This window comes from Burkholderia sp. Bp9099 (assembly GCF_003857805.1).
In the GTDB taxonomy this organism is placed as follows: Bacteria; Pseudomonadota; Gammaproteobacteria; order Burkholderiales; family Burkholderiaceae; genus Burkholderia.
Window position 1 is genome coordinate 21,140 of sequence record NZ_QTPU01000051.1, and the last position, 15,178, is coordinate 36,317.

A 15,178-nucleotide genomic window follows, 5' to 3' on the forward strand; every position below is an offset into this window, starting at 1 on the left:
CCGCGTGGCGGCCCGGGCGGATGGGGAAGTGGTTTAGCGTTGGCCGATACGTTGGACCAGCACGGCAAGAACGATGATGGCGCCTTTGATGATCTGTTGCGGATAAACAGGCACGCTCAGGAGATTCATCACATTGCCGATCAGGCCCAGCACGAGCACGCCGATCACCGTGTTGAGAACCGATCCCTTCCCGCCCGAGAGCAACGCGCCACCGATCACGCACGTCGCGATGCCGTCGAGTTCCAGGCCGACGCCGGTGATCGGCGTGCCAACACCCGTGCGTGCCGTGAAAACGATGCCGGCGACGGCGCTCAGCGCACCGGAAATCACGTAGACGCAGAACTTGTAACCGCGCTCGGAAATACCTGCCAGCCGCACGGCCGTCTCATTGCTGCCCGTGGCGACGACCATGCGTCCAAACGTGGTGTAGGTCATCAGGAAGTAGAACAGCAGCGCGATGACCACGCCGAGCACGACCGGCCATGGCACGTTGATCCAAGGAGCGCTGCCGCTGCCGAATTCATTGAGCAATTCCGCCGCCGGCAGATCGAGCGGCAGCATCGTCGGCTGGCCATTCGACATCATGTATGTGATTCCGCGTGCGATGGTCATCATGGCAAGCGTGACGATGAATGGCGCGAGACCGAGGGCGGTCACGAGTACACCATTGAACGCCCCGAAAAGCGCACCGAGCATCACGGCCAGCACGACCGAGAGGAGGAGCCCGGTCATGCCGCCGAACGGCATCGCCGGGACCAGCATGGCTACCAGCAGGCCGCCCGCCGCTGCGATCGACCCCACCGACAGGTCGATGCCGCCCGTATTGATCACGAGTAACATGCCGAGGCTGACGAACAGCAGGGGTGTCAATTGCCGTAGCAGGTTATAGAGGTTTTCCTGGCTCAGAAACGCGGGCGACATGACGCTCGATACGACGAACAGCACGATCAGCATGATCAACGCGTTATGGCGCAACAGACCGCGGAGCAGCGGAACATCGGTGCGCTGTGTTTGCATGATTCCTTCCATTACTTGACTCCCATGGCCAGCGATATCAGCGACTTTTCGTTGATGGCGGGGCCGCTGAGTTCGCCCGCAATACGGCCCGCACGCATGACGAGCACGCGGTCGCACAGGCCGATGATCTCCGGCATGTCGGAGGAGACCACGATGACGGCGACGCCGGCGCGTGCGAGATCGTTGATGACGTGATAGATCTCGATCTTGGCGCCGATATCGACGCCCCGCGTCGGCTCGTCAAGGATCAGTACCCGGCAGCCGTTCGAGAGCCACTTCATCAGCGCGACTTTCTGCTGATTGCCACCCGAGAGCGTCGATACGTCGACGTCGGTATCGCGCGCCTTCACCCGCAGCTGTTTGATCAGTTCGCGCGTGCGCACGCGCTCGGCACGATGATCGAGAATGCAGCGCAGGTGCGCGAGCGTGTTGCGCGGCGTCATCATCGCGTTTGCGCGGATCGGCATGTTCAGGAGCACGCCTTGCTGTTTGCGGTCCTCGGGCAGCATCCCGATACCGCTCTCGATGCCGTGGCGGGGACGCTTCAGCTTTGCGACCGGACGGCCGTCGACCCGAATTTCGCCGCTGCTCCTGCGGTCCGCACCGAAGATCGCGCGCATCGTCTCCGTTCGGCCTGCGCCGACGAGGCCGCTGAAGCCTAGCACCTCGCCCGCGCGCACGTGAAAAGAGACGTCGCGCACGCGTTCGCCTGCGCAAAGGCCGCGTATTTCCAGCCGTGTGTCGCCGATGCACGCGTCGCGCTTCGGAAAGAGATCCTGCAGCTCTCGGCCGACCATCAGCTGAACGAGGCGATTTTCGTCGATGTCGGCAATGCGCACCGTGCTGACGAAGGTGCCGTCCTTGAGCACGGTGGCGCTGTCGCACAGCCGGAAGATTTCTTCCAGCCGGTGCGAGATGTAAATGACGCATACGCCATCACGCTTGAGTCGCTCGAGCAGGGCGAACAGACGCGTCGTTTCGCGCGCGGTGAGCACGGCCGTCGGTTCGTCGAATACGAGAACACGCGACGTGCGCGAGAGCGCCTTGCAGATCTCGACGATCTGCTGCTCGGCGACCGACAGCGTTGAGACGGGCCGCGACACGTCCAACTCACCGAAGCCGAGCGCATCCAGTTGTTCGCGGGCGCGCGCCTTCAGTTTCGACCAGCGGATGATCGACGTTCCCGCGCCGAGGTCGTGCAGAAAAATGTTCTCCGCGACGGACAAATGCTTTGCGAGCGAGAACTCCTGATGAATGACGGAGATTCCGTGCGCCTGCGCGGCGTGCGGGCTGTCGATTGGAAGGTGGCGACCGTCCAGCAGGATCTCGCCTTCGTCAGGCGTGTGCGCACCCGCCAGTATTTTCATGAGCGTCGATTTGCCCGCACCGTTTTCGCCCATCAGCGCGTGTACCTGACCGCCGTGCGCTTCCAGGCTGACGTTGCGCAGCGCCTGTACGCCACCGAAGTGCTTGCTGATGTTGCGCATGATCAAGTGGTTGCTCATCGTCTCCTCTGTAATCCTGTTTGCCATGGGCGGTGTTCATTGCTGCCCGTAAGTGAAAGCGTGTCATCTTGCGGCGATTGAGAATGGATGATGCATCATATATTCAAGGTGGCCTGACTTAGATGGGTATTTCCCCTAGGCGCTGCGAAGCCATACGACCACGGTCGTTGTTGTTCAATAGAGATGCATCATATATCATTGGTTGGCGGGCTGTAGCGATGTGCAGTGCAGCGATGTGTAGTGCAAAAGAAGTCGCGCCCGTTCAATCGACCAGAAGCAGACACTGGAGACACCCTTGACATACGACTACATCGTGATCGGAGGCGGTTCGGCGGGCAGCGCCGTCACCGGCCGACTGATCGAAGCTGGCGCAAGCGTCCTGTTGCTGGAGGCGGGGCCGCGCGACAGGAATCCGCTCGTGCATATCCCCGCCGGTTTCACGAGACTGCTCTCGACGGATCTGCTGTATCACTACGAAACCGAGCCGCAGACAGGGCTCGACTCCCGGCCGCGCATCGTGCCGCAAGGCCGGGTGCTGGGCGGTGGCAGTTCCGTGAACGCGCTCATCTATATCCGGGGGCAACAAGAGGACTACGACGAATGGGCTCGCCTGGGCAACTCGGGATGGTCTTACGACGAGGTGTTGCCGTACTTCAGGCGCGCGGAGGACAACGAGCGGCTCGACGATCGGTATCACGGCGTCGGCGGGCCGCTTGGCGTGTCGGATCTTTCGCAACGCTGCGAATTGTCGACGGCGTTCGTGCGCGCCGCGCAGCAAGCCGGCATTCCTTTCACGCACGATTTCAACGGCGCGCGGCAGAATGGCGTCGGCTTCAATCAAATCACGACACGCGACAAGAAGCGTTGCAGCGCAGCCGTAGCTTATCTGCGCAACGCCGAGGCGAGCGGGCGTTTGACGATCCGTACCGGTGTGCGCGTGGACCGCATTTTGATCGAGGCGGGTCGCGCGATCGGTGTGGAATACGTCAGCAACGGCCAGCTCGTACGCGAGAAGGGCTGCAAGGAGGTGATCCTGTCGGCAGGAGCCGTGCAGTCGCCGCGTCTGCTGTTGCTTTCCGGAATCGGCGCGACGGAGGAACTCGCTCGGCACGGCATCGAGGCCGTGCAGGATCTGCCGGGTGTCGGTGCGAACCTGCAAGACCATATCGAATTTCCGGCGGTGTCCTACTGCACGGGAAACTACGGTTACTACGGCCAGGACAGCTTCACCAACACGCTGAAGAACGGGCTGCAATATTTGCTTTTCAAGAGCGGGCCCGTCACATCGAACGTGACCGAAGCCTGCGCGTTCGTCAACGTCGACGCGCCGCAAGAGCGTCCCAATATCCAGATGCACTTCGTGCCGATCGTGTTTCTGGACCTGGATCAGGACCACGTGAAGTCGGCAGGCGCGACAATCAATCCTTGCGTGCTTCGTCCGCAAAGCCGTGGCGAGATTCGTCTGCGCAGCGCGGATCCGGGCGCCGCGCTGTGGATCGATCCGAAGTACTTCCAGCATGCCGAGGATCGACGCCTCGCTGTAGCCGGCCTGAAAAAGGCGCGCGAGATTCTCGCGCAACCGGCTCTGCGCAGCTATACGAGCGAGGAGGCGCTGCCGGGCGCGGGCGTCGCGACCGACGCCGCGCTGATGGACTACATTCGCAAGCGCGCGAAAACCGTCTATCACCCGGTCGGCACGTGCAGGATGGGCGTGGACGAGCACGCGGTGGTGGATCCCGAATTGCGCGTGCGCGGCATCGATGGATTGCGCGTGATTGATGCATCGATCATGCCGAATCTCGTGTCGGGCAATACGAACGCCGCTTCCATCATGATCGGCGAGAAGGGCGCGGACTACGTGCTCGGCAAGACGACCCTGAGCGGCGCAGCACTTGACGCGGTGGTGTAGCGATGCTGGAAGATAGCGTGACGATCGGCACGAACAACACGACGGATACGATGGGCGCCTGGACCTGGCAGATCGCCGGCGCGCCTTCCGCGCTCGCATGGCGGCGTGCGGCGAGGCCGGTGCCGGGGCCCGGAGAAGTGCTCGTGCGCAACCGCGCCGCGGGTCTGAATCCCGTTGACTGGAAATTCATCGAATGGGGGTCGCCGGCATGGCGGCCGGACCACATACCAGGGGTTGACGGGGCGGGAGAGGTGGTCTCGGTAGGCGCGGGCATCCAACAGGAATGGCTCGGCGTGCGTGTGGCCTACCACCAGTCGCTCACGCGCGACGGCAGTTTCGCGGAGTACACCGCAGTGCCGGTCCGCGCACTGTTGCGCTTGCCGCCGGGCCTGAGTTTTGCCGAGGCGGCGGCGTTGCCGTGCCCCATGCTGACGGCGTGGCAAGCCACGCAGAAAGTGCCGCACCGGACCGGCCTCGAAGCACTGGTAACGGGTGCCGGTGGAGCGGTCGGCACGCTGTTGGTCCAGCTCGCAGTGCGGGCTCGCTGGCGAGTGTCGGTGATGTGCAACTCACGTCATTTCGAGCGCATGGCGCGTCTTGGCGCTTCGACGAGTCTGTTGCCGGACATCGGAAGCAGCGCCTTTTCATCGCATCGGCCGTTCGACGTCGTGTTTGACACGGTGAGCGGCCAGCATGCCGCCCGACTTGCGCGCTTCGTCGCCGTGAACGGCCATCTCGTCTGCATCCAGGACCGTCTGGAGACATCCCCGGTCGCACCGTTTACGACGGCCATCTCGTTGCATGAAGTGGCCCTGAATGCACTGCACACCCACGGCTCGGCCGCGCATTGGCGCACGCTGGTCGATGCGGGAGAGCGTCTGCTCACTGACGTGCTGCATCGCGCACTGGCGCCGCTGCCTATCGAGCCGATGCCGCTGTCGCGCTTGCCCGAAGCACTGGAATCGTTGAAAGCCCATACCGGGCACGGCCGGCCCGTCGCCGTAGTCGACTGAGCCCGCAGCCGGGTTATCGGCATCGGCACCGCCTGTTGCGGCGATGGAGCGTGATGTATCATGCATGAAAACATTTTTCGTCCCGTTATCAGAATGAAGCCACTCGCCCGTGTCGAAAAGAGCAATCTCTCGTCACGCATCTACGAAGAGATCCGCTCCCGATTAATGAACGGTCAGTACGCGCCTGGCGACCGACTGCGTATCAACGACCTTGCCGAAAAGCTCGGCACGAGCATCACGCCGGTGCGCGAAGCGATTTTCCGCCTGGTCAGTGAACAGGCCCTGGAAATGACTGCGGCAACCTCGATCGTGGTGCCGGTGCTCGACGCCGATACCGTTGCGGAGATTCAGCTCATGCGGCGGCTTCTCGAGGGTGCGGCGGCCGAACAGGCGGCGCAGCGCATTACCCCAAAGGAAATCCGCCATCTGAGCCTGACGCACGACGAGTTCATCGAGGCAGTTGCCGCGAGCCCTTCAGAGGCCGCGGAGCGCAATCGCGACTTCCATTTCGAATTGATGGCGGCAGCCAGGATGCCCACGCTCAGCGCAACCGTGGAAACCATGTGGGTCCGGATGGGGCCGCTGCTGCACACGTTTCATTCGCATCTGCCGCGGCGCGAGATATCGAATCGTTCGCACCCCCACTATCGCGTGCTGGCCGCGCTGCGCAAGGGTGATCCCGAGGGGGCATCGCGAGCGATCCAGGAAGATATCGAATGGGGCCAGCGCGTGCTGCTCGAATGGATGGCCGAGCGGGAGCATGGCGAAGTCGCCGCTACGTAAGTAGCCGATTACCCGATCCGATTGCGATGCTACCCCCACGCGGGTAGCACATGCGTGCGGCGGCGCATCGCCGCCGCCTATCCTCACTGCTTCATCATGCGATGCTGAATCCGCCGTCGATCGGAAGGACGACTCCCGTGATGTAGTCCGCGTCGGCCGAGCAAAGGAATTTCACGCCCCTGGCGACATCCGAAGGTTGCCCCCAGCGCCCGAGCGGCAGCCGTGCGCGAATTGAACCGCTGCGCTCGGGGTTGTTCAGCGCTCCCGCAGATAGTCGCGTTTCGATCCAGCCAGGCGCCACTGCATTGACGCGCACTCCGCGATCCGCGAACGCGGCGGCATGCGCGCGCGTCAAGCCAACGAGGCCGGCCTTGCTTGCCGTATAGGCAGGATTACGGGCCGAGCCGAAAAAGCTCCACATCGATGCGATATTGACGACGCAGCCGCGCACCGCGGACAGCTTGTCGAGCGCGACTTCGGTCGTGAGCTGGCAGGCGTTCAGATTGACGTCGACCACTTTTCGAAAGCCCGCTGAATCGAACTCCGCGCGGTCGTGGAGGATGATTCCGGCGGCGTTGACGAGCACGTGAATCTGCGCAAGATCGCCGAATGCGTCGCGAACTTCAGCGGCTGACGTCACGTCGACTCGTTTGAACGCGATCGCCGGATCGAGATCCTCGTCCGCGTCCTTTCCGACGGACACGGGGCGCAGACCCGCGCGCAAGAATTCTTCGGCGATCGCGCGACCGATTCCGGTGCCGCCCCCCGTTACTACAGCAACTTTCGTCATGGACTTTCCTCCTGTGAAAATAAAATATATGATGCATCATATTCCGGTATGCGGGCAGGCACAAGCGCCCGGGTCAATCGTGGCAGTGGAGGAGGAAAGCCACGGGCATTTCTCGATGCGATGCAGCAGATGCAGCAGATGCGGTGACGATGACGGCAAGGCTGAATCCCCTTTTTAAATTCAACAACTGGAGACTCGAATGACCAATGCGAAGCGGTTTTACATTGCGGGCAAATGGCAAGCGCCTGAGTCGAGCGCGCAGATCGAAGTGGAAAACCCGGCGGACGAGTCGATTATCGAGACGATTGCCGCTGCTTCCGCGTCGGACGTCGGTCGCGCGGTAGTGGCCGCAAAAGCTGCGTTCGGCGAATTTTCGCGGACTGCCGTCGAGCAGCGGGAGCGATGGCTCGTCAAACTGCTGTCGATCTACAACCGGCGCTACGACGAGATGGCGCGCGTCATCTCGCTAGAGATGGGCGCGCCCATCGATTTCGCTGTAGCGGCACAGGCCCGCACGGGGCAAGGGCACATTGAGGCCGGGATCCATGCCCTTCGGACGTTTCGCTTCCAGCACGCAGTCTCCGGCGGGACTGTGGTTCGCGAACCCATTGGCGTGTGCGCATTGATTACACCGTGGAACTGGCCCATCAACCAGATCGCGTGCAAGGTGGTGCCCGCCATCGCAACCGGGTGCACGATGGTGCTCAAGCCGAGCGAGGTCACGCCGCTGAGCGCGCTGTTGTGGGCCGAAATGATCGATGAACTCGATTTGCCGCCCGGCGTGTTCAACATGATCAACGGCGACGGTGCGACTGCGGGCGCGGCGCTTGTGGCGCATCCTGACATCGACATGATTTCGTTTACGGGTTCGACCCGCGCAGGCAGCACGATCGGCGCGGTGGGTGCGCAAATGATCAAACGGGTAGCCCAAGAGCTGGGCGGCAAATCGCCGAACATCATTCTCGAAGGCGCGGATTTGCGTCCGGCCGTGGAGAGAGGCGTGCGTCATTGCATGGCTAATAGCGGACAGTCTTGCAACGCACCCACACGTATGCTCGTGCCCGAGAGCGAATACGCGGCGGCTGTCGAAATCGCTCGTGAGGTGACCAACAGCATTCAGGTCGGTCGTCCTGAGCGGCACGGCGGCCATATCGGCCCTGTTGCGTCGCACGCTCAGTTCGAAAAGGTCCGTGCTCTCATCCGGGCGGGGATCGATGAAGGCGCTACGCTCGTCGCCGGCGGGCCGGATGCGCCGGCTGGTCTCGAGCTCGGCTACTATGTCAAACCGACGCTGTTCGCTGATGTGCATAACGATATGCGTATCGCGCGCGAGGAAATCTTCGGCCCCGTTTTGACGATGATCCCGTATCGGAGTCTCGACGAAGCCATCTCCATTGCGAATGACACGCCGTACGGACTTGCGGCATATCTGCAGGGCAATGCGGAATTGGCACGATCCGTAGCAAGCGAACTGCGTGCCGGTATGGTGAGTCTCAACGGCGCCGATCAGTCTTTCGATGCGCCGTTTGGCGGCTATAAGCAGTCGGGGAACGGGCGCGAGTGGGGGGCGTTCGGTTTCGAGGATTACCTGGAAACGAAGGTCATCAACGCGGCCGGATGAAATGCCAGGTCGATGCTCGTGAACGTGTGAGGACGAGGTTCAGCCAGCTGGCTATATTGAGATTCGTGGAGCTCCGGAATGATATTGATGATGCCGGGCGTCCGTATGCGGAGATGCCCGCGCATAGCGGTGATACGCGTCAGCGGAACCTGTCTGCATTTTTGTGGGCGAGGCGGTTGAACAGCGCGTTATCCACGCGCCTGCATAAATCGCTCTCCGAACAGGATAGCAAACTGATTCATCGCTGATTTCCAGTCGAACGCAGCGCGTACGGTCTTGGCCAGCACGTTGCGCAACGCCAGCCAGAGCAGTTTGATCGCGGCCTCATCATTCGGGAAGTGACCACGGGTCTTGATGATCTTGCGCAACTGCATGTTCAAACTTTCTATGGCGTTCGTAACCGGCATGATATAGCCGGTGCCTCGCGTTTCCGCGCCGAGTGGTTTGAGCGTATGGTGTGACCATCCGGGACAGGGGCACTGGGGAGCACTTCGGGTGGGCAGGCCGTTGTTACACGATGAGCCGCGAGCTCGTGTTAGTAGTTGGCCGCCCCTGCGACCCGCCCGGTTGCGCTGTGAGCGCGAATCCATAGTTGTCGTGCTGTCCCACCGGCTCCCAACAGTGATCTGATACGGGAGACGGTTATGCGAATCGTGGGGTTTGACGTCTCGAGCTCAGTGGCCGAGATCGCGTACCTGGAGGATGGCACGCTGCATGCAGGCGGCCGCACCGGGTTGCGACGCGACGAACTGGAGCGTTTTGCCGAGAAGCTGCGCGCCACCGATCATGTGGTGCTCGAAGCAACCGGCAACACTGCCGCCATCGTCAACGTGCTTCGTCGGCACGTCGCGCGCGTGGCGATTGCCAATCCGCTGCAAATTCGGCTGATCGCGGAGGCTCGCGTCAAGACGGACAAGATCGAGGCAGCCGTACTGGCGCAGTTGTATGCAAGCGGCTTTCTGCCGGAAGTATGGATGCCGGACGAGCACACGCTGGCGTTGCGCCGACAGATCTCGCGTCGTTCACAGCTGGTGCGGCAGCGCACGCGGCTGAAGAACGAGATTCATGCGGTTCTGGCCGCGCATCTGATCGAGCGATGCCCCGCCACCGATCTGTTTGGCAAGAAGGGGCGTGCCTGGCTCGGCGTTCAACCGCTTCCGTTGGACGAGCGACTCGGTGTTGAGCAGCGGCTGCGCGAACTGGACCGCCTCGGTGAGGATCTGCGCGAGGTGGAGCAAGCACTCGCGCAAGCGACCATCGACGACGCGCGATTGCGCGTGATACTGACGATCACCGGCGTCAACACCACGGTGGCGATCGGGCTGCTATCTGCCATTGGCGACATCGAGCGGTTTCCGAATCCGGAGAAGCTGGTGAGCTACTTCGGGCTCAATCCGTCGGTCTATCAGTCCGGCCCGACACCGGCCAGGCACGGCCACATCACCAAGCGCGGGCGCTCTTACGCACGGGCGATGCTGGTCGAGGCTGCCTGGGGCGCCACGCAGGCGCCTGGGCCGCTGCGCGCCTTCTTCCTACGCGTGCGCGATCGCCGCGGCCAGCAAATTGCTGTCGTCGCGACCGCTCGCAAACTCGCAGTGATCGTATGGTATGTGCTGACACGCGACGAGCCGTTCGCGTGGGACCGTCCCGCGTTGACCGCACACAAGTTACGTGCGCTGGAACTGCAGGCTGGAATGCCGGCGCAGCATGGCTCGCGCAAAGGTCCGGCTGCCGCCTACAGTCTGAAGAGTGTCCGTCAGCAGGAACGAGCCGTGGCTGAGCAGTCTGAGCGAACCTATCAAAGACTGTTTAACCGGTGGAAGCAGTCGCGCCCCAAATCAGACAGCGCGCCGATACGGTGGCCGGAAGCGCGGACATAGCGAACGAGCGAAGTACGGCGTGGGGGCTTGTGTATTTCATCCGTGGTGTACACGACCCGTCGAATCTCCGGCGGGAACACGTAGAACGGCACGACGTGCTCCCACGCGCGTTGCCACGACTGCACGATCGTCGGGTACTTCGCCCCCCAGGGTCCGTCGGCGAAGTCTTGCAGCGCTTGCCTTGCCGCCTCTTCGCTGGCAGCCGCGTAGATCGGGCGCAGCGCAGTGGCGAGTACCTTACGGTCCTTGTAGCTGGCGTATTCGAGGCTGTTGCGGATCAGATGCACGATGCAGGTCTGAACGGTGGTCCGCGGATAGGCTGCGCTGATCGCCTCGATCAGTCCTTTCAGGCCATCGACCACGGCGATCAGGATGTCCTGGCAGCCGCGCGTCTTGAGTTCGTTGAACACCTTGAGCCAGAACTTGGCGCCCTCGGTCTGCTCGATCCAGAGGCCCAGCACGTCGCGCTGGCCATCGGCCTGGATGCCCAAGGCCAGATAGACGGCCTTGTTGCTGACCACGCCGTCGTCGCGGATCTTGACCCGCAGCGCGTCGAAGAACACGACCGGATACATCGCCTCGAGCGGGCGGCGCTGCCAGCTCAGCGCTTCGGCCATCACCTCGTCGGTGACCGAACTGATGAAGTCGGGCGACACTTCGGTGCCGTATTGCTCGGCCAGAAATCCTTGAATCTCGCGCACGCTCATGCCACGCGCGTACATCGCAATGATGCGTTCGTCGAAGCCGGTGAAGCGGCGCTCGTGCTTGGGAATCAGGATCGGCTCGAAGCTGCCGTCACGGTCACGAGGGACTTCGACACGAACCGGGCCGCGATCCGTGATGACCGTCTTGCCGCTGGCGCCGTTGCGCTCGTTGGCTTGTCCGGGCGGCTTGGACTGGTCCGACGGGTAGCCCAGATGTAGATTCATTTCGGCGCCCATCGCGCGTTCGATGACCGCTTTGTTGAACGCCAGCATCAGATCCTGAACCTCGGTCGGCGTCATCGGCCCCTTGACCAGTTGGTCCAGCAGTTCTTTGGGCAACTCAGGCAGCGGCCCGCGGGCCGCTGCCTGAGAGGCTACTGTTCTCCGTTTCTTCTTCATTGGCATATCCATGACTTTTACCTCTCATGATATGCCCCGCCCACAAAATGACGGATAGGTCCACTGGAATTGTCGGTCTATGACCTCATCAAAGGGCGTATCAATTTCCGGCACAAAGACGAACGGGCTTCGCCCGGTGTGCCTCGAAACAGACTTGTTCGACGCTAACCATGTAGCGCCGATACAGGATTGATTGCGCTCCTCTACGCAATTCGTAGCCATCAATCACCGGGAGTTCATCATGAGTATGCGTACCTATCGCGGATTCGAAATATATCCGCTGATTTATCCTCACTTTCACACAGGCGCTGGCCGTACTCACAACTACGAAGCCGGTTTCGACGCGGCGGTCAAGGTTTGCCTGCGTGGCACTAACACCACGCTGACCCGGAGCCAGACCTTCAAGCTTGTCGACGGTTCGCCGTTTGCCAGTGCCGGTGACGCACGCCGGGCTTCGCAACGTTACGCAGAAGACATCATCGATCAGAACCGAGGCGAACATTGGATGTTCGACGCAGTTCTTTGATACGGCTCTCTGTTGAACAGCAATGCATGGGAGCGCGCGTCAATCGGAGACGTGCGTCCCGATCCGAAATTGCGCGAGCCGACGCCATGCTGCCGGTCAACGGGAAACTCGCGTCGTAAGCCGACATTCCTTTCTATCCCGTGCTCTCAAGGCAGATCAACGGACGAGCGGCCGCATTGTGCGACTGGCGCGCTACGCGCTGATGGACGTCGCGTTGCCGATCGACGTTGCGTAACGACCAGGCCGCCGACGCAGATTCAATCGATGCCTTGCGCCTTTTCGTGCCCCTGGATTTGCTCTTCGAGCAATCTGCGTGCGAGCGTTCGTGCGGCGTCACGCGCCTCCACGTCCGATGCAAAATCCCCTTCGGTATCGTGTTGATCAGAGGTGCCGGGATCCTCTCCGATGCGGTGCAAGTGGACGATTCCGCGATAGCGCCCAGACGTGGTCTGCATCACGCGAAGGCGTGCCACGTGCGTGTGGGTCGTACACACTTCATCATCCATGATGCCTTCCTTGCCAAGACCCCTGGCGAGACAACGACATGGCAGACTTCACCCGCCCGCCTGCATCCGTGTGTTTGGCTCCCGGTAAACTTCGGCAAGGCGGGGTTTATCGCCGCCAGCGCCGAGAGGTCAATGTTTGCGATGCATCCACCCCAAGTGATGGGAGTCCAGCCACTGAACGACTTCCATACTTGAATGTTCGCTCTGGTAACGGCGCGCCAACGCGACTGCAACCACCGCGACCACCGCAAGACCAACCACCCAACCAATCATCGACTGAGTCATGACAGCCTCCTTGTGAATGTGGAATGCAGCCATGACTGAATTCTAGGCGTCTTGGCGGAAGGATTCACAAGTCCTGCACCACGCCGCGCGGACGAACCGCCTCCACATGCACGATCCTGGGGAAGGTACGCTCGACCTCCACCTGATCGGTCGCGCCCCATATCCAAGGATCTGGGGCGCAGGCCTTAGCTGTGACTGATGAGGTGGACAGGTTTCGGTCGGGATGTCGTGCAGATTTGATCGACGGCATTCACCGCTCGGTTCCAACGGAATGCGCGAACGGAGGCAAGCGATGCTTCCAAGGACAACATTTCTGAGAATTTCCGTGCCCAAGGACAAGCGCCGCCTCGGGCGTGGGCACGCGTATCGTAGTGAGTCTGGTAGATTCTTTCGACCTGCAACGTCTTGAGGAAGCTCTCCATCGGGGGGGCGTTATCCCAGGCGTTGGCACGGCGGCTCATTGAAACGTTCATCTTGAACGCGGCGGTCAATTTCCGGTACGCGCGACTGACGTATTGGGCGCCGCAATCGGAGTGCAGTAGCAATCCCGGTGGCGGTTTGCGTTGCCAGCACGCAAGCGCTTCTTCCGGCGGATGCTGCGCTCAAACCCGGTGCTGCGTAAGATTGTGACCGATCAACTGCGCAGTTATCCGGCGGTGAAGGCTGAAATTCCCTGCCGAGACATCAAATGAACGCGGTATGTCATCGCGCCATACTCAAAGAACGCCTCGCGACATGGCATGGTTGGACTGACTCTCCCGCAGCCAACGAAGTTGTCTGATAAGGATAACGACTCTTGAGGAAGACACGTAGCGCGCGCTCGTCAACTTGACAGAGCCATTTCGTCTTCTTCATCGCTTCATTCTCCCGCCGCCTCTTCACCAACTTACAGAGTCTTTGCGTGGCTTTCACGAGTTGGGCGACACGAAAATCGATAGTCGTGCTCACATCCCCATATCGGAAACATTTCAATTAGATTTCAGACGATTCGATCATGCGTCATTGTTCCGCATTTCAGGCCGCCGATGCCCAAATCGTCGGCCGGCCGGCCGAAATACCGGCAGCAACCTACCCCTGCTCCCTTTCAAATTTCCGCAAACGTCTGCGTATTGACCTATCTTTAATGGGATGAAAAAAGCATGGCTCAATGCGTAAAAAATTCGATTGCGATCAGACGCGCCGCATGACAGCATGCGGGGCGTCGGCAATCGGGCACCCGTCCGGAACGATTCGATCGATCGCGCCGACCCGCGACCGAATCGTTTTCTCTGCCTTTCGCGCCGCCGGATCCAGACGACCCAAGCCCTACGGGAGATAGACATGGCCACTGCGACGACGCCCCGCGCCGGCACGCCCCCTTTGCCCGCCCTGCTGCGCGGCGGACGCTTCACGCTCGGCAAGCGCATCGTGCTCAGCTTCGGCGCGATCTTCGTGCTGATGCTGGTCATGGCCGCGATTTCATACACCCGATTGACGGCAATCGACGCCGCTGCCGACAGCCTCCAGCGGGATTCGGTACCGGGCCTGTACCTGTCGACGTCGCTGCGCGCCGCGACCAATCAAAGCTATACGATGGTCGAACGCGCGATCTTCAGCGACGGCGATTCGGACGGCACGAAGCGCGATCTCGATCGGATTCCGGAAGCGCTGCGGCGTTTCGATCAGGCGTCGACGCAATACGAGGCGACGCTGTTCCGCGACGACGACAAGGCGCGCTTCGCCGCGCTCCGTGCCGCATACGACCAGTACCTGCCGCTGTTGAACGACGCAGCGCATGCGGCGGCGAGCGACCGCGCGGCTGCGCGGGCCAACTTCGCGCACGTGACGACGGCGTGGGAGAACGTAGTCCGTGTCGCGGACGCGCTGGTCGACGAAAACCGCGGCCAGGCCGACGATTCGGCACGGCAGATCCGCACGTCGGTCAATACGGCGGAAGCGACGCTCGCGACCGCGCTGAGCGTCGTGCTGCTGGTCGCGCTGGCGACCGGCTATGCGCTGTTCCGCGCGATCACGGGGCCGATGGCGCGGCTCGTCGAGGTGCACGACGCAATGCGCACCGGCAACCTCGCGCAGCGGCTCGACCTGCGCCGCAGCGACGAATTCGGCACGCTGCAGGACGGCTTCAACCGGATGGCCGAACAGCTCGCGAGCCTCGTGTCGCAGGCGCAGCAGTCGTCGCTGCAGGTGACGACGTCGGTCGCCGAAATCGCGGCGACGTCGCGCGAGCAGCAGGCGACCGC

At 61.9% G+C, this 15,178-nt stretch carries 12 protein-coding genes and 5 pseudogenes; 9 read left to right on the forward strand and 8 right to left on the reverse strand.

Features of this window, described 5'->3' with window-relative positions:
- Positions 1-33: 33 nt before the first annotated feature.
- On the reverse strand, positions 34-1,029 hold the full coding sequence (locus DIE17_RS35325) for an ABC transporter permease (protein WP_124489524.1): 996 nt from the start codon (positions 1,027-1,029) through the stop codon (positions 34-36).
- Positions 1,029-2,522, reverse strand: coding sequence for a sugar ABC transporter ATP-binding protein (locus DIE17_RS35330; RefSeq protein ID WP_124489525.1), 1,494 nt, complete (start codon positions 2,520-2,522; stop codon positions 1,029-1,031). Before DIE17_RS35330 ends, DIE17_RS35325 begins: the two co-directional genes overlap by 1 nt.
- Positions 2,523-2,817: 295 nt before the next feature.
- On the opposite strand from DIE17_RS35330, the gene DIE17_RS35335 reads away from it, so the two are divergent.
- The 3 genes from DIE17_RS35335 to DIE17_RS35345 are packed head-to-tail and all read left to right on the forward strand — an operon-like array spanning position 2,818 to position 6,227.
- Complete coding sequence (locus tag DIE17_RS35335; protein ID WP_124489526.1) at positions 2,818-4,431, forward strand: GMC family oxidoreductase; 1,614 nt, start codon at positions 2,818-2,820, stop codon at positions 4,429-4,431.
- 2 nt (positions 4,432-4,433) lie between these two features.
- The gene (locus DIE17_RS35340; RefSeq protein ID WP_124489527.1) at positions 4,434-5,444 is read left to right on the forward strand and encodes a zinc-binding dehydrogenase; all 1,011 of its coding nucleotides are present in this window, start codon (positions 4,434-4,436) and stop codon (positions 5,442-5,444) included.
- A gap of 60 nt (positions 5,445-5,504) precedes the next feature.
- Positions 5,505-6,227 (forward strand): GntR family transcriptional regulator, encoded by a 723-nt coding sequence (locus tag DIE17_RS35345; RefSeq protein ID WP_012366404.1) that lies wholly within the window; start codon positions 5,505-5,507, stop codon positions 6,225-6,227.
- A gap of 94 nt (positions 6,228-6,321) precedes the next feature.
- On the opposite strand, the gene DIE17_RS35350 is transcribed toward DIE17_RS35345, so the two are convergent.
- The gene (locus DIE17_RS35350) at positions 6,322-7,017 is read right to left on the reverse strand and encodes an SDR family NAD(P)-dependent oxidoreductase (protein WP_124489528.1); all 696 of its coding nucleotides are present in this window, start codon (positions 7,015-7,017) and stop codon (positions 6,322-6,324) included.
- Positions 7,018-7,216: 199 nt separating this feature from the next.
- On the opposite strand from DIE17_RS35350, the gene DIE17_RS35355 reads away from it, so the two are divergent.
- Entirely contained in the window at positions 7,217-8,638 is a 1,422-nt protein-coding gene (locus tag DIE17_RS35355; RefSeq protein ID WP_124489529.1) for an aldehyde dehydrogenase family protein, read from the forward strand.
- 188 nt (positions 8,639-8,826) lie between these two features.
- Here DIE17_RS35355 and DIE17_RS35360 read toward each other — a convergent pair.
- Positions 8,827-9,048, reverse strand: a pseudogene (locus tag DIE17_RS35360) (transposase); the annotation flags it as partial.
- Between the two features lie 234 nt (positions 9,049-9,282).
- On the opposite strand from DIE17_RS35360, the gene DIE17_RS35365 reads away from it, so the two are divergent.
- On the forward strand, positions 9,283-10,518 hold the full coding sequence (locus tag DIE17_RS35365; RefSeq protein ID WP_124489530.1) for an IS110 family transposase: 1,236 nt from the start codon (positions 9,283-9,285) through the stop codon (positions 10,516-10,518).
- Here the strand turns inward: DIE17_RS35365 and DIE17_RS35370 are convergent.
- Positions 10,497-11,627, reverse strand: a pseudogene (locus DIE17_RS35370) (IS256 family transposase); the annotation flags it as partial. The gene DIE17_RS35365 and the pseudogene DIE17_RS35370 overlap by 22 nt on opposite strands.
- A gap of 57 nt (positions 11,628-11,684) precedes the next feature.
- Here DIE17_RS35370 and DIE17_RS38475 point away from each other — a divergent pair.
- Positions 11,685-11,789 (forward strand): annotated as a pseudogene (locus DIE17_RS38475) (translation initiation factor IF-1); the annotation flags it as partial.
- 73 nt (positions 11,790-11,862) lie between these two features.
- Positions 11,863-12,147: a hypothetical protein gene (locus DIE17_RS35375; protein ID WP_012339002.1), complete on the forward strand. Its 285-nt coding sequence runs from the start codon at positions 11,863-11,865 to the stop codon at positions 12,145-12,147.
- A 257-nt stretch (positions 12,148-12,404) separates the two neighbouring features.
- Here the strand turns inward: DIE17_RS35375 and DIE17_RS35380 are convergent, their stop codons facing one another.
- The 3 genes and pseudogenes from DIE17_RS35380 to DIE17_RS38480 form a co-directional block, all read right to left on the reverse strand.
- Entirely contained in the window at positions 12,405-12,653 is a 249-nt protein-coding gene (locus DIE17_RS35380) for a hypothetical protein (protein WP_230944700.1), read from the reverse strand.
- Positions 12,654-12,782: 129 nt separating this feature from the next.
- Positions 12,783-12,938 (reverse strand): hypothetical protein, encoded by a 156-nt coding sequence (locus tag DIE17_RS37235; RefSeq protein WP_175804046.1) that lies wholly within the window; start codon positions 12,936-12,938, stop codon positions 12,783-12,785.
- 185 nt (positions 12,939-13,123) lie between these two features.
- Positions 13,124-13,513, reverse strand: a pseudogene (locus tag DIE17_RS38480) (hypothetical protein); the annotation flags it as partial.
- Here DIE17_RS38480 and DIE17_RS38220 point away from each other — a divergent pair.
- Together DIE17_RS38220 and DIE17_RS35395 are read left to right on the forward strand one after the other, a co-directional pair.
- Positions 13,508-13,612, forward strand: a pseudogene (locus tag DIE17_RS38220) (IS6 family transposase); the annotation flags it as partial. The pseudogenes DIE17_RS38480 and DIE17_RS38220 sit on opposite strands and share 6 nt — an antisense overlap.
- 646 nt (positions 13,613-14,258) lie before the next feature.
- Positions 14,259-15,178, forward strand: a 920-nt coding sequence (locus tag DIE17_RS35395) for a methyl-accepting chemotaxis protein (RefSeq protein WP_148092732.1), incomplete at its 3' end; no start/stop codon positions are given.

What these genes read in the sequence shown, in the direction of transcription:
- DIE17_RS35325 (WP_124489524.1), bottom strand. Translation starts at nt 1,029, where the DNA reads ATGGAAGGAATCATGCAAACACAGCGCACCGATGTTCCGCTGCTCCGC.
- DIE17_RS35375 (WP_012339002.1), top strand. Translation starts at nt 11,863, where the DNA reads ATGAGTATGCGTACCTATCGCGGATTCGAAATATATCCGCTGATTTAT.
- DIE17_RS35330 (WP_124489525.1), bottom strand. Translation starts at nt 2,522, where the DNA reads ATGAGCAACCACTTGATCATGCGCAACATCAGCAAGCACTTCGGTGGC.
- DIE17_RS35365 (WP_124489530.1), top strand. Translation starts at nt 9,283, where the DNA reads ATGCGAATCGTGGGGTTTGACGTCTCGAGCTCAGTGGCCGAGATCGCG.
- DIE17_RS35380 (WP_230944700.1), bottom strand. Translation starts at nt 12,653, where the DNA reads ATGGATGATGAAGTGTGTACGACCCACACGCACGTGGCACGCCTTCGC.
- DIE17_RS35350 (WP_124489528.1), bottom strand. Translation starts at nt 7,017, where the DNA reads ATGACGAAAGTTGCTGTAGTAACGGGGGGCGGCACCGGAATCGGTCGC.
- DIE17_RS35355 (WP_124489529.1), top strand. Translation starts at nt 7,217, where the DNA reads ATGACCAATGCGAAGCGGTTTTACATTGCGGGCAAATGGCAAGCGCCT.
- DIE17_RS35340 (WP_124489527.1), top strand. Translation starts at nt 4,434, where the DNA reads ATGCTGGAAGATAGCGTGACGATCGGCACGAACAACACGACGGATACG.
- DIE17_RS37235 (WP_175804046.1), bottom strand. Translation starts at nt 12,938, where the DNA reads ATGACTCAGTCGATGATTGGTTGGGTGGTTGGTCTTGCGGTGGTCGCG.
- DIE17_RS35345 (WP_012366404.1), top strand. Translation starts at nt 5,505, where the DNA reads ATGCATGAAAACATTTTTCGTCCCGTTATCAGAATGAAGCCACTCGCC.